Origin of the sequence: Streptomyces camelliae, assembly GCF_027625935.1 — a bacterium.
In the GTDB taxonomy this organism is placed as follows: Bacteria; Actinomycetota; Actinomycetes; order Streptomycetales; family Streptomycetaceae; genus Streptomyces; species Streptomyces camelliae.
In genome coordinates this window covers 25,869-38,277 of sequence record NZ_CP115301.1, presented here as the reverse complement: position 1 = coordinate 38,277, position 12,409 = coordinate 25,869, and the positions used below count along the sequence as shown (strand labels likewise).

General features: G+C 70.4%; 10 protein-coding genes. All 10 read left to right on the top strand.

The features are described 5' to 3' along the window. Positions 1 to 190: 190 nt before the first annotated feature. Positions 191 to 895 (top strand): TetR/AcrR family transcriptional regulator, encoded by a 705-nt coding sequence (locus tag O1G22_RS43230; protein WP_270086748.1) that lies wholly within the window; start codon positions 191 to 193, stop codon positions 893 to 895. 182 nt (positions 896 to 1,077) lie between these two features. Beyond that, positions 1,078 to 2,304 (top strand): cytochrome P450, encoded by a 1,227-nt coding sequence (locus tag O1G22_RS43225; RefSeq protein ID WP_270086747.1) that lies wholly within the window; start codon positions 1,078 to 1,080, stop codon positions 2,302 to 2,304. Between the two features lie 12 nt (positions 2,305 to 2,316). Continuing rightward, positions 2,317 to 3,324: an LLM class F420-dependent oxidoreductase gene (locus O1G22_RS43220; RefSeq protein ID WP_270086746.1), complete on the top strand. Its 1,008-nt coding sequence runs from the start codon at positions 2,317 to 2,319 to the stop codon at positions 3,322 to 3,324. Next, positions 3,321 to 4,529, top strand: coding sequence for a hypothetical protein (locus O1G22_RS43215; RefSeq protein ID WP_270086745.1), 1,209 nt, complete (start codon positions 3,321 to 3,323; stop codon positions 4,527 to 4,529). The genes O1G22_RS43220 and O1G22_RS43215 overlap by 4 nt, the downstream gene beginning before the upstream one ends. 187 nt (positions 4,530 to 4,716) lie before the next feature. Then, on the top strand, positions 4,717 to 6,177 hold the full coding sequence (locus O1G22_RS43210; RefSeq protein ID WP_270086744.1) for an FAD-dependent oxidoreductase: 1,461 nt from the start codon (positions 4,717 to 4,719) through the stop codon (positions 6,175 to 6,177). A 63-nt stretch (positions 6,178 to 6,240) separates the two neighbouring features. Continuing rightward, positions 6,241 to 7,095, top strand: a complete 855-nt coding sequence (locus O1G22_RS43205) for an NmrA family NAD(P)-binding protein (RefSeq protein WP_270086743.1) — start codon at positions 6,241 to 6,243, stop codon at positions 7,093 to 7,095. A gap of 97 nt (positions 7,096 to 7,192) precedes the next feature. Further along, positions 7,193 to 8,704 carry a multicopper oxidase family protein gene (locus O1G22_RS43200; protein WP_270086742.1) on the top strand — a complete coding sequence of 504 codons (1,512 nt, stop codon included), beginning with the start codon at positions 7,193 to 7,195 and terminating at the stop codon, positions 8,702 to 8,704. A gap of 693 nt (positions 8,705 to 9,397) precedes the next feature. Beyond that, positions 9,398 to 10,342 (top strand): ABC transporter ATP-binding protein, encoded by a 945-nt coding sequence (locus tag O1G22_RS43195; RefSeq protein ID WP_270086741.1) that lies wholly within the window; start codon positions 9,398 to 9,400, stop codon positions 10,340 to 10,342. 14 nt (positions 10,343 to 10,356) lie between these two features. After that, entirely contained in the window at positions 10,357 to 11,160 is an 804-nt protein-coding gene (locus O1G22_RS43190) for an ABC transporter permease (protein WP_270086740.1), read from the top strand. 28 nt (positions 11,161 to 11,188) lie between these two features. Then, positions 11,189 to 12,406: a sensor histidine kinase gene (locus O1G22_RS43185; RefSeq protein ID WP_428986539.1), complete on the top strand. Its 1,218-nt coding sequence runs from the start codon at positions 11,189 to 11,191 to the stop codon at positions 12,404 to 12,406. Positions 12,407 to 12,409 lie beyond the last annotated feature (3 nt).

Genomic DNA, 12,409 nt, shown 5'->3' with positions numbered 1-12,409 from the left:
AACAGCGGTCGATGACGCGCGATGAACGTCGTACGACACGCGAACGTAGTTGCCCGGCACCGAACACTTACTCACTAACGAACACTGTTCTACGCTAGAATGGTGTTCGGCGTCAACCGAGCCAGAATCCACCCTGTCCCCGAGCCACCCCCGCGCCCTTGGGCGTCTCCTCACCGGTAAGGTCTCCGAGATGCGTCAGAAGTCGAACTCCGTCGAGGTGCCCCTCCCACCATGGGAGGTGCGCCGGAAAACCGAGGCTCCCGCGCGCGCTCCGCTCACCGCGGAGCGGATCGTCGACGCCGCGCTCGCGGTCGTCGACGCGGAGGGCAGCGCCGCGGTCACGATGCGCCGGATCGCGGGCGATCTGGGCGTGGTCGCCTCCAGCCTGTACGCGCACGTACGCAACCGTGAGGAGCTGCTGCTCCTGGTGGTCGAGCGCGTGATGAAGGAGGTCGGCGTCCCGAAGGTCACCGGGCAGTGGGACAAGGACCTCAAGGCGCACTACACGAAGATGCAGCGCGTGCTGTCGGCCCACGGCGACATCGCCCTCTACAACTTCGCCGCCTTCCCTCCCACCGCCATCGGCGTGGCCATCACCGAGCGGCTGCTGTCGGTCCTGCTGAACGTGGGCGTCCCCGCGAAGACCGCGGCCTGGGCCCTGCACCGGCTCACTCTCTACACGACGGCCGACGTCTACGAGGGCTGGCGTCTGGCGCACAAGAACCTGGACGACTGGCTCGATCCCGTCCGCGACTACTTCGCCTCCCTGCCCGCGGACCGGTTCCCGTCCATCGCCGACAACGTGGACGTCATGCTGGACACCGACAGTGACGGCAGGTTCGAGCTGGGTCTGGACATGCTGATCTCCGGGCTGGCGACTTTCGTCAAGGGCTGACCGCCCGCCTTATCTCCGGCCGCCGCAGCCACAATCCCCGGACCGGTAATTTTCCGTCATGGATTCCCCTGCAGTTTCCAGGTCCGAGAATTGACAAAGAGCTGACTCTGGTCTGACCCTCAGGGAAAAATAGCCGCGCTAACGTTCATGCCGCCCCCCTCGGCTTACCCAAGGGAATTGCCATGAACGAGATCGCAGCCGACGCTGCTCCGGAATTTCCCATACTCCGCACCTGCCCGTTCAGCGTTCCGGAGACGTACCGGAAATTGGATGAGGCGGGCGGCCGGGTGCACCAGGTCCGTATGTCCGACGGGCGCCCCGCCTGGCTCATCACCAAGAACGAGGACGCCCGGGCGGTTCTTTCCGATGCCCGCTTCAGTTCCGAGAAACTTCGGCCAGGTTTTCCCGAACTGTCTCCGGGTGGACTCAAGGCGCTGACCTATTTCTCGCCGTTCCTCGTGAACATGGACGGCCCGGAGCACTCCCAGGCCCGCCGCGCGGTCCTCGGCGAGTTCTCCGTGCGCAAGATCAACGCGATGAAGCCGCGCATCCAGGACATCGTCGACACGGCGATCGACCGGATGCTGGAGCAGTCGGACCGGCCGGTCGACTTCGTCGCGCACCTCGCGAACCCCGTGCCCACGCTGGTGCTTGAGGCATTTCTGGGCGTTCCGGCGGACGACCTCGACACCATCGAGCGCAACACCGAGAAGATGCTGCGCGAGGCCCGGACGGAGGACGAGCAGCGGGCCGCCGCCGAGGGCCTGCACGCCCACCTCGACAGCGTCATCGCGGCCAAGGAGCAGAATCCGGCCGACGACTTCCTCAGCCGTCAGATCGAGCGGTCCCGCCGTGAGCGCGGCGGAGCCGCCGACCGGTTCGAACTCGCCAGCCTGGTGCAGTTGCTGCAGATCGCCGGACACGCTTCCAGCGCTGCGATGATCTCCCTGTCGGTGCTCACCCTGCTCGCCAACCCGGAGCAGCTGAAGCAGCTCACCGCCGACCCGGACGGGACGCCGGCCGCGGTCGAGGAGCTCCTGCGCTTTCTGTCGATCACCGACACCGGGCCGCTCAGGATGGCCCTTGAGGACGTGGAGATCGGCGGCGTCCGCATCCGCGCGGGTGACGGAGTCATCATCCCCACCCTGCCGGCGAACCGGGACGCCGACGCCTTTCCCGACCCGGACCGCTTCGACATCGGGCGCACCCCCGACACCCGGCACGTCGCGTTCGGCTACGGGGCGCACCAGTGCCTCGGCCAGAACCTCGTGCGCGCCGAGCTCCAGATCATCCTCGACCGGCTCTTCCATCGCGTCCCGGACCTGCGGCTCGCCGTGGACCCCAGCGCCCTGCCCTTCAAGTACTTCGGCCAGTTCTTCGGCCCCGGCGAACTTCCCGTCACCTGGTAGGAGGACCCGCACGTGAGCATACGTCTCGGCTACCACATCCCGTACTTCCATCACACGGAGACGGTCACCGACCTCTTCCCGGCACTGGTCGCCCAGGTGCGGGCCGCGGAGGACTCCGGTTTCGACCTGGTCACCACGATGGACCACTTCTACCAGCCGCCACTGATCGGCCCGCCCGACGGCCCGATGCTGGAGGCGTACACCCTGCTCGGGGCGCTGGCAGCGGTCACCAGCCGGGTGCAGCTGTCGACCATGGTGACCGGCATCGGCTACCGCAACCCCGCCCTGCTGGCCAAGATGGTCACCACGCTCGACGTGATCAGCCAGGGGCGCGCGGTGCTCGGCGTCGGCGCCGGCTGGCACGAGCAGGAACACCGCGAGTACGGCTACGAGTTCGGTACCGTCGCCGAGCGTTTCGGCCGCTTCGAGGAGGCGCTCGCCGTCGTCGTCCCCATGCTGCGCGGGGCGCGGCCGCGGGTCGAGGGGCGCTGGTTCCGGGCCGAGGGCGCTATCAACGAGCCCCGGCTCCGGGAGGACCTGCCGCTGCTGATCGGAGGTGGGGGCGAGAAGAAGACGTTCGCGTTCGCCGCCCGGCACGCCGATCACCTCAACATCATCTGCACCGCGTCGGAGCTGCCGCAGAAGATGGCCGCGGTGCGGGCGCGGTGCGCCGAGGCCGGCCGGGATCCGGCGACGCTGGAGACCAGCTTCGCCATGCCGTTGATCATCGACGAGGACGGCGACCGGGCCCGCAAGCTGCTGGACGAGGCGCTGCTCAGGTCGGGTGTGAACGTGGCGGAGCTGACCGAATCCGAGCGGGCCGCGGCGACCGACCGGTTCTTCGTCGGCACCCCGGCCGAGGTCACCGAGCAGATCCAGGAGCGGGTGCTGTGCCACGGCGTCGGCGGGCTCATGGCCAACATGCTGGCCAACGCGCACGATCCGGACGTCATCGCGCTGGCCGGGCGCACGCTGGCCCCCCTGGTCGGGCTCGCGCCGAAGGCGGGGACGACGACATGACCACGGGCGGAACGCAGCGCTTCACCGGAGGCGATGTACTGATGCACCAGCTGAGGGTCGATCCACCGGTGCAGCTGCTCTGGCGGGTTCAGGGCCGGCCGGCTCCCGAAGTGTTGCGGAAGATCCACAGCAATCTGGCCCAGGGGCCGTTGAACCGCCGGATGCGGGCGCCCCGGGTGCCGCTGGCCCGCCCGGTCTGGGAGCGGCACACCGACTGTCGGCCCCTTCGCGTCTCGTCTCGGACGGTCGCCCCGGAGGAGGTGATGGACTGGGCCGACGCAGCCTGCCGGGTCGAGCTCGACGCCCATGGAGGCTACGGCTGGGAACTGAGCGCGGCGCACGTCGCTGACGGCACCTCCGTGGTGTCCCTGGTGGGTTCGCACGCGCTGACCGACGGGCAGGGGCTGATCGGCGCCGCCACGCTGGCCGCCCGGGAGAGCGCCCGGCAGTGGTGCTCCGGGCAGCACTCGCTCGTCGACGACCTCACCGACGCGGTGACGGAAGGCCTGTGGACGTACTCCCGGCTGGCGCTGGCGCGGCTGTACGACAAGGTCGCCGAGGTACCCGCCACCGCCACCCGGATGCTGTTCGGGCGGTCGCCGCAGGGCGGCGGCGCGGCGCCCGTCCGCTCCCGGCTCGCCTTCACCGTGTCGGCCGCGGAGGCCGAGCGGGTGGCGGACAGCGGCGGGGGCAGCGTGACGGGGCTGATGCTCGCCATGACCGCGAACATACTGCGTGCGGCGCGGGGCACGACCGAGGCGGGTCGGCCGTTCACGGTCGGGCTGCCCGTGAGCTTCCGGCGGCCCGACGACCTGGAATCGTCCAACATGGTCGGGATCGCCACGCTGCGGCTGGACGGTCGGCGCGGGCGCTACACCGACCTCGCGGACATCCGCCGGCTGAGCAAGGCGGCGTACGCCGAGGCGGTCGGCCGGCACCTCACCGGCTACCCGCAGACGGACGCCGCGCTGTCCAACGCCGGCGAGATGCTGCCGGAGGCCCGGGACGTCTTCGGACCGGCCCTGGGCATCCTCTTCCGCACCGTCTCGGGCGCCGGAGGGCCGCCCGGCCGGATGAACTGCTTCGTCCTCAGGGCCGGCAAGACCGTGTCCGTCGGCTTCCAGTCCGCCGGTGTGGCGGTCGGTCACGGGCTGGTCGAGAAGGAGCTGGAGGCGTGGGGCATCACCCCCACGCACGCCTGGTGAGCCACCCGCCACGAGCGGTGGAACAGCGCGGCGCGCGGTAGTCGCGGCACGCGCCCCTCAGTGTCCTCACGGGCCCTCGGGAGGTCGTGATCGGCTTCTCACGGGCGTGGGAGAACGACGTACTTGCAAAAAAACACTGTTCGCTGATAGAACAACGTTCTGAACCGGAAGGCAGAGAGGAACCGTGATGGACGCTGACGTGATCGTGGTGGGCGCCGGACCCACCGGTCTGACGCTGGCCCATGAACTGGCCCTCGCCGGCGCGCGCGTGGCCCTGCTCGACAAGAGCCCCGGCCGGACCGGCGAGAGCCGCGCCCTGAATCTCCACCCCCGCACCGCGGAGATGCTGGCCCTGCGCGGCATGCTCGACGGCGCGGAGGAGCAGGCCAGGACCCGGCTGGAGACCACCCACTTCGCGCACATGCCCGTCCCGCTGACGCTGGACGGCTGGAACTCCCGCTACCCGTACCAGGTCGCCATTCCGCAGGCCGAGGTCGAGAAGGTGCTGGAGGAACACCTCGCCGCCCTCGGGGTGCGGGTCCAATGGGACTCGGAGGTCACCGGCATCGAGCAGGACGACGAACGGGTCCGCGTCCAGGCCGGAGGCAAGTGGATCGAGGCACGCTATCTGGCGGGCTGCGACGGCGGCCGCAGCTACGTCCGCAAGGAACTCGGGGTCGAGTTCCCCGGGCTGGACGCGCGGTGGTTCGGCACCGTCTCCGACGTCGTGCTGGGTGCCACCGGCGAGGGGATCGCGACGACCTGGGACACCAAGGGCTCGCCCCGGATGCGTCCGGACGGCTCGTTCGCGAACATCTTCCCGATCGGCAAGGAGTCGGACAACGTCTACCGGATCTTCTACAGCGTCGCCGACCAGGTGATCGAAGACCAGCGCGCGAAGGTGCCGGAGGACGAGGTCATCGCGGTGATCCAGGAGTTCTACGGCTCGGACACCGAGGTCAAGGAGGTGCGCTGGGGCTCCCGGTTCAGCGACGCCTCACGCCTCGCGGAGCACTACCGCGTCGGACGAGCCTTCCTCGCGGGCGACGCCGCGCACGTCCACCTGCCGCTCGGCGGACAGGGACTCAACACCGGCGTGCAGGACGCGATGAACCTGGGCTGGAAACTCGCCGCCGAGATCGCCGGCCGGGCCCCCGAAGGACTGCTCGACACCTATCACGGCGAACGCCACCCGGTGGGCGCCGCCGTCCTCACGAACACCCGCGCCCAGGTCGCTCTCGGCCAGAAGGGCATCGAGCACGAGGCGCTGCGGGAGATCTTCGCCCAGCTGATCAAGCTGCCGGAGGCCAACCGCCTGCTCGGCGGCGCGATCTCCGGGCTCTCCATCCGCTACGACCTCGGGGGCGACGAACCCGTCGGCGCCCGGCTCGCCGACTTCACCCTGCCGGACGGCCGCTGGGCCAGCGAACTGTTCCACCAGGGGCACGGCGTTCTGCTGACCACGCGGACCGAACTCGTCGCCGAGGCGGCGCCGTGGACCGGCCGGGTGGACGCCGTGGAGGTACCGGAACTCCCCGGCCTCGCCGTCGAGGCGGTCCTCGTGCGCCCCGACGGCTACATCTGCTGGGCGCCCGGCACGCCGCTCACGGAAGCGCTCCACCGGTGGTTCGGCACGCCCCGGATGTGACACACGGCCGGCCTTCGCGCCGGCCGTACGCACTCTCTTCCCCCCACACAGGAGATCCACCTCATGACCATTCTGGTGACCGGCGCGACCGGCAACGTCGGCCGCAAGGTCGTCGAGTTGCTGCTCGCGGCCGGTGCCCCGGTGCGGGCCACCTCCCGGAACCCGCAGACCGCCGAACTGCCCGCGGGCGTCGACGTGCGCGCCGGGGACCTGGACGACCCCGGTTCGTTCGGGGACGCGCTGTCCGGAGTGAAGAAGCTCTTCCTGTTCCCCAACCCGTCCGGCGTCGCCGGGTTCCTGGACCTCGCCAGGGCGTCCGGGGTCCAGCACGTGGTGCTGCTGTCGTCCGCCGCGGTGATCGAGCCGCAGGGGACCCCCAATCCCATCGGGCTCATGCACCTGATGGTCGAACAGGCGGTGGAGCACAGCGGTATCGCCCGGACGGTGCTGCGGCCCGGTTCGTTCGCGAGCAACGCGCTGCAATGGGCTCCCGCGATCCGCGAGAGCGGTGAGGTCCACGTCCCGTACGCCGAGAGCACGGTCTCCCCGATCCACGAGCGCGACATCGCGGCGGTCGCCGTCCAGGCCCTGCTGTCCGACGGCCACGAGGGCGCGACGTACGAGCTCACCGGCCCGGAGTCGATGACACTGCGCCGGCAGGTCGAGCTGATCGCGGCGGCGATCGGGCGGCCGGTCACCGTCGTCGACCTGGCCGGCGACGCCGCCCGGGCCCAACTGGAGGAGCAGTACGGCGCGTTCGGGGTGCCCGGCCTCGTCGACTCCGTCCTCGCCACGTACGCCGCCTCGGTCGGCACCGCCGCCCCGGTGACGGACACGGTCGCCCGGATCACCGGCCGAGCGCCGGCGGCCTTCGCCGACTGGGCCGTGGAACATCGTCCGGCGTTCACCGCCGCCTGACGGCCCGACCTCCGACACGAAGGAGCCGCATCCAGGACGGGTGAGGCTCCTTCTCTCGCAGTCTTCCATCACACGCGACACTCCACGGGGAGAAGACATGATCCACCGCAGAACCGTCCTCAAGACGGGGGCAGCTCTGACCGGCGCCCTCGGTGGTGCGGGCCTGCTGGTGCCCGCCGCGGCCGGCCCCGCCCAGGCCGCCGACCTGGACCCGACGACCGTCCCGCAGTTCGAGCAGGCGATGCCGGTGCCCGAGGTGCTGCAGCCGGTGTGCGACCTGGGCCTGACCAGCTACTACGACATGACCCTGCAGGAGGCGGACGCGGAGATCCTGCCCGGCAGGCTGACCCGGGTCCGTACCTTCAACGGCAGCTTCCCCGGTCCCGTCATCCAGGCGGTCTCCGGCCGGCGCGTCGTGGTCCGGCAGACCAACCAGCTGAGCGTGCCCACCTCGATCCACCTGCACGGCGGCCACGTGCCGCAGAGCAGCGACGGCTCCCCCATGGACCTCATCGCGCCGGGCGGCGGGTCGAAGATCTACACGTACCCGAACCACCAGCCGCACGCGAACCTGTGGTTCCACGACCACGCCCACCACCAGGAGTCGGAGACCGTCTACCGCGGACTGACCGGCTTCTATCTGCTCACCGACCACGTGGAGCAGAACCTGAATCTGCCCTCGGGCGCGTACGACGTGCCGATCGCGCTGCGCGACGCCCGCTTCGACGACAGCGCCCAGCTCGTGTACGAGATGGGCGACTTCAGGAAGCGCCAGGTGCTGCTCGCCAACGGCAAGGCCTGGCCGTACTTCGAGGTCGCCGCCCGCAAGTACCGCTTCCGGCTGTTCAACACGTCCAACATGCGGTTCTACCTGCTGCAGCTGTCCGACGGCTCGGCCTTCCAGCAGATCGGCTCCGACGGCGGGCTGCTGGCGAAGCCGCTCGATGTGACGTCGGTGTTTCTCGCCCCCGGTGAGCGTGCCGACATCGTCATCGACTTCTCCCGGTACGCCGCCGGCACCAGGCTGATCCTCAGCAACGCCGGCGGGCTGCTGCCCGGCGACCCCGCCGACCAGGTCGGCAGGGTGCTGCAGTTCCGCGTCACCGGTCCCGCCGAGGACACCAGCAGCGTGCCCTCGACCCTGCGCACGCTGCCCGCGCTGGGCAGCGCCACGGTCAACCGCGACTTCGTGCTGAGCATGGACGAGACCGGCAAGACCATGGACGCGTTCATCAACGGCAAGACGTACGACATGAACCGGATCGACACCGAGATCGAGTACGGGGCCACGGAGATCTGGACCGTGCGCAACGCCAACGTCTACACGCCGCACAACTTCCATATCCACCTTGTGCAGTTCCGCGTGCTGGAGCGCGACGGCAAGCCTGTCACCTCCGGACCGGAGAGCGGGCTGAAGGACACCGTGACCCTCAAGCCCGGGGAGACGGTCAAACTGCAGGCGACCTTCACGGGCTACGAGGGCACATACGTGTACCACTGCCACATGATCGACCATGCGGCGATGGGCATGATGGGCAACTTCCGTGTCAGCAAGACCGCCACCACAGGCCGGAGCGGCCCCGGCCGGCACCGCTCCCCCCGCCGGTGAGCCGTGCCGCCCGGCCGTCCCTCGGACGACCGGGCGGCACGGCCCGGCTGAACTACGGCGCCATGCACCGCGGCCTGGTGCTGTGGTCGACCCTGGTCAAGGCCTACCAGGCCCGGCCAAGGGCGTGCTGGGCGAGCTGCTCGTCAAGGAGGCCTCCCAGGGCCGCGTCCGGGCCGGGGATCCGGACGAGGACGCGATCGCCGACGCCCTGCGCGATGTCGCGGTCCGCTGCGCGACGGCGATGGTGTTCCCGCCGGTGCCGCCGCGCCCGGAGAACCTGCCGCCGCGAGCGCACATGCCCACCGGCCGGTGCCGGCCGGTGGTACGCACCGCCCTGCAGGAGGCTTCCTGGGCGCAGTCGCGCACGGCCCGGACCGCCTCTCGTCCCGCGCCCGCGCTGCGGGGCGGTCCGCCATGCCCACGGCTGCCTGTGCCGGGTCGGTGCCGCACAGGCAGCCGTGCTCCAACGGCCCCAGGAGCCGGTCCTCGGCGGATCAGGGGGCTGACCGCGGCCATGGGAACGTACAACGACGGATGTACGTCGCTCAGCCCGTGGATGCAGACACGGCTCCCGGAACGTCGCTCCAGGGTCTGTCGAATCGGATGGGGCGCGCTTCTAGGGTGATGCAGGTCCGGTCGCGAACGGCCCCCCATCTGACGATTCCCCTCTATTTCCGAAGAGGACACCCCTTCATGATCGAGGCCCACTCCCTCACCAAACGCTACGGTGAGCGCACCGCCGTGGAAGATCTCAGCTTCACCGTGCGGCCCGGCGCCGTCACCGGCTTCCTCGGACCGAACGGGGCCGGCAAGTCCACCACGATGCGGATGCTCCTGGGCCTGGACGCGCCCACCTCGGGCCGTGCCGTGGTCAACGGCAAGAGCTACGCCGACCACCGGGCGCCCCTGCACGAGGTGGGGGCCATGCTGGAGGCCCGTGCCATCCACACCGGGCGCAGTGCCCGCAACCATCTGCTGGCACTCGCCGCCACCCACGGGATCTCGGTGCGTCGCGTGGACGAGGTGATCGACCTCGTCGGGCTGCACGCGGTGGCGAAGAAGCGCGTCGGCGGCTTCTCGCTGGGCATGGGACAGCGGCTCGGCATCGCCAGCGCACTCCTCGGCGACCCGGCCACGGTGATCCTCGACGAGCCGGTCAACGGCCTGGACCCCGAGGGCATCCTGTGGATCCGCAACCTGCTGAAGGGACTGGCCGCCGAGGGGCGTACGGTCCTGGTCTCCTCGCACCTCATGTCGGAGATGGCTCTGACCGCCGAGCACCTGATCGTCATCGGGCGCGGGCGGCTGATCGCGGACACGTCGGTCGCGGAGTTCACCGCGCGGGCCGCCGGGGACCTGGTGCGGGTACGGACCAACGAGGCGGAGAAGCTGCGCGAGCTGCTCGCGGGCCCGGACGTGACCGTCTCCTCCCAGGAGCCGGGTGTGCTGCTGGTGACCGGCATCACCAGCGAGTGGATCGGGCGGGTTGCGGCCGAGGAGGGCATCGCCCTGGCCGAACTGACGCCGCAGCAGGCGTCGTTGGAGGAGGCGTTCATGGAGCTGACCCGGGACGCCGTGGAGTATCAGGCACCCGCGGCGCAGGGCGTCGGCGCGGGCACGGAAGGGCGTGCGGCATGACGACGGTGACGGCAATGACGATCCCCGAGGCGGAGCGCGGCGAGGTCAGCCAGCTGAAGGTGATCCACTCCGAGTGGATCAAGCTGCGGTCGCTGCGGTCGACGCTGTTCACGCTGCTGGCCGCGGTGGTCGCGATGATCGGCCTGGGTTACCTGTTCAGTTACTTCACCGCCGACCGCTGGTCTCATCTGCCGGCCGACGAGCGGCTGAACTTCGATCCGACGCTGACGAGTCTGCGTGGCTTCTTCCTGGCCCAGCTCGCCGTCGGCGTCCTGGGCGTCCTGGTGGTCAGCGGCGAGTACGCCACCGGGATGATCCGGGCCTCGCTGTCCGCGGTGCCGCGCCGACTGCCCGTGCTGTGGGCCAAGGCCCTGGTGTTCGGCGCCGTGACGTGGGTGCTGATGACGATTGCCGCGCTGATCGCCTTCCTCATCGGGCAGGCAGTGCTGTCCGGCCACCATCTCGGGACGTCCCTCGGCTCGCCGGGCGTACTGCGCGCGGTGCTCGGCGCCGGTCTGTATCTGACGGTCCTGGGCCTGATCGGGGTGGCGCTGGGCGCGCTGATCCGCAACACCGCGGGCGGCATCGCCACCCTGTTCGGTGTGCTGCTGGTGCTTCCGGTGCTCGCCGAGGCGCTGCCGTCCTCCTGGTTCGACGCGATCAACAAGTACCTGCCGAGCACTGCGGGCCAGGGCCTCATCCGCGTCCACCAGGCGGCACATACGCTGTCACCATGGGCCGGTTTCGCAGTGTTCTGCCTGTACGCGGTCATCACGCTGGCTGGAGCGGCGGTGGCGCTGAAGCGGCGGGACGCCTGATGGCAGCCGATGAGTTCGGGGCGCGTCGATGACATACGCCCTGCCCCGAGCCGTGCGTGTCCGGGCCCAGTCGTGGCGCGCCCTCGCAGGGCGCGCCCGGCTGCGCCTGGGCGCACGGCTGTCGCCGCAGACGGTGGACGCGCTGTTCGCGGCGGCGGTCTTCGTGGCGCTGGCGGGGGCGATGCACCGCACCATGCAGCCCTTCCTGGGACACCTTCTGCTGTTCAACTCGCTGCTGGCACTGCCGCTCGTGTGGCGGCGTCGGGCACCCCTCGTGGCGTTCATGGCGATGTCTGCGGTGGCCTTTGTCCAGTGGTGTCTCGATGTGCGCACCCCGGCGGACATGACACTGCTGATCGCGTTGTACACGGTGGCCGCGTACGCGCCGAAGCGGCACACCCGGCTCGCCATCGGCGTACTGGAGACCGGTGCGCTGCTCGCGTCGGCCCGCTGGTCGGTCGAGGAGCGGTGCGTCGAGTCGTTCGTCGCGCTGTCCGCGATGGCGGTGGCCGCGGCCGTGATCGGCATGAACATGTTCAACAGGCGCGCCCATCTGGCCTTCCTGGAGGAGCGGGCCGTACGACTGGAGCGGGAACGCGACCAGCAGGCCCAGCTGGCGGTGGCCGGTGAACGGTCCCGTATCGCCCGGGAGATGCACGACATCGTCACGCACAACCTGTCGGTGATGGTGGCCCTCGCCGACGGGGCCGTCTTCGCCCAGGAGCTTCACCCGGAGCGGGCCACCGCGGCGATGCGGCAGGTCTCCACGACCGGTCGGCAGGCGATCACCGACATGCGACGCTTCCTCGGCGTCCTGCGCGCCGACGAGCCTGACGCGCTGCGCCATCCGATGCCGGGCATCGCCCAGCTGGAGCCGCTCGCCGACCAGGTCCGAGCGGCCGGGCTGCCGACCCGCCTCGACGTCTCCGGCGACCCCGCGGCCGTACCTGTCCCGGCGCAGCTGACCGTCTACCGGCTGGTCCAGGAGGCGCTCACGAACACTCTGAAGCACACCCCGCCGGGCACTCGGGCCGATGTCCGGGTGCGCTGCGGGGCGCAACACGTCACCGTGCGCATCACCGACGACGGCCCGGCGGTGGAAACCCCGGCCGAGTCCAACGGCCAGGGGCTGCACGGGATGCGCGAGCGGGCCGCGGTGTACGGCGGCGAGTTCGAGGCGGGGCCGCGCCCCGACGGTGGCTGGCAGGTGCGGGCCGTGCTGGCCCTGTCCGGAAACGAAGCGTGAGGC

Excerpts from the sequence above, each read along its gene's own strand:
- O1G22_RS43230 (WP_270086748.1), top strand. The coding sequence starts at position 191 with ATGCGTCAGAAGTCGAACTCCGTCGAGGTGCCCCTCCCACCATGGGAG.
- O1G22_RS43225 (WP_270086747.1), top strand. The coding sequence starts at position 1,078 with ATGAACGAGATCGCAGCCGACGCTGCTCCGGAATTTCCCATACTCCGC.
- O1G22_RS43215 (WP_270086745.1), top strand. The coding sequence starts at position 3,321 with ATGACCACGGGCGGAACGCAGCGCTTCACCGGAGGCGATGTACTGATG.
- O1G22_RS43210 (WP_270086744.1), top strand. The coding sequence starts at position 4,717 with ATGGACGCTGACGTGATCGTGGTGGGCGCCGGACCCACCGGTCTGACG.
- O1G22_RS43205 (WP_270086743.1), top strand. The coding sequence starts at position 6,241 with ATGACCATTCTGGTGACCGGCGCGACCGGCAACGTCGGCCGCAAGGTC.
- O1G22_RS43200 (WP_270086742.1), top strand. The coding sequence starts at position 7,193 with ATGATCCACCGCAGAACCGTCCTCAAGACGGGGGCAGCTCTGACCGGC.
- O1G22_RS43195 (WP_270086741.1), top strand. The coding sequence starts at position 9,398 with ATGATCGAGGCCCACTCCCTCACCAAACGCTACGGTGAGCGCACCGCC.
- O1G22_RS43190 (WP_270086740.1), top strand. The coding sequence starts at position 10,357 with ATGACGATCCCCGAGGCGGAGCGCGGCGAGGTCAGCCAGCTGAAGGTG.
- O1G22_RS43185 (WP_428986539.1), top strand. The coding sequence starts at position 11,189 with ATGACATACGCCCTGCCCCGAGCCGTGCGTGTCCGGGCCCAGTCGTGG.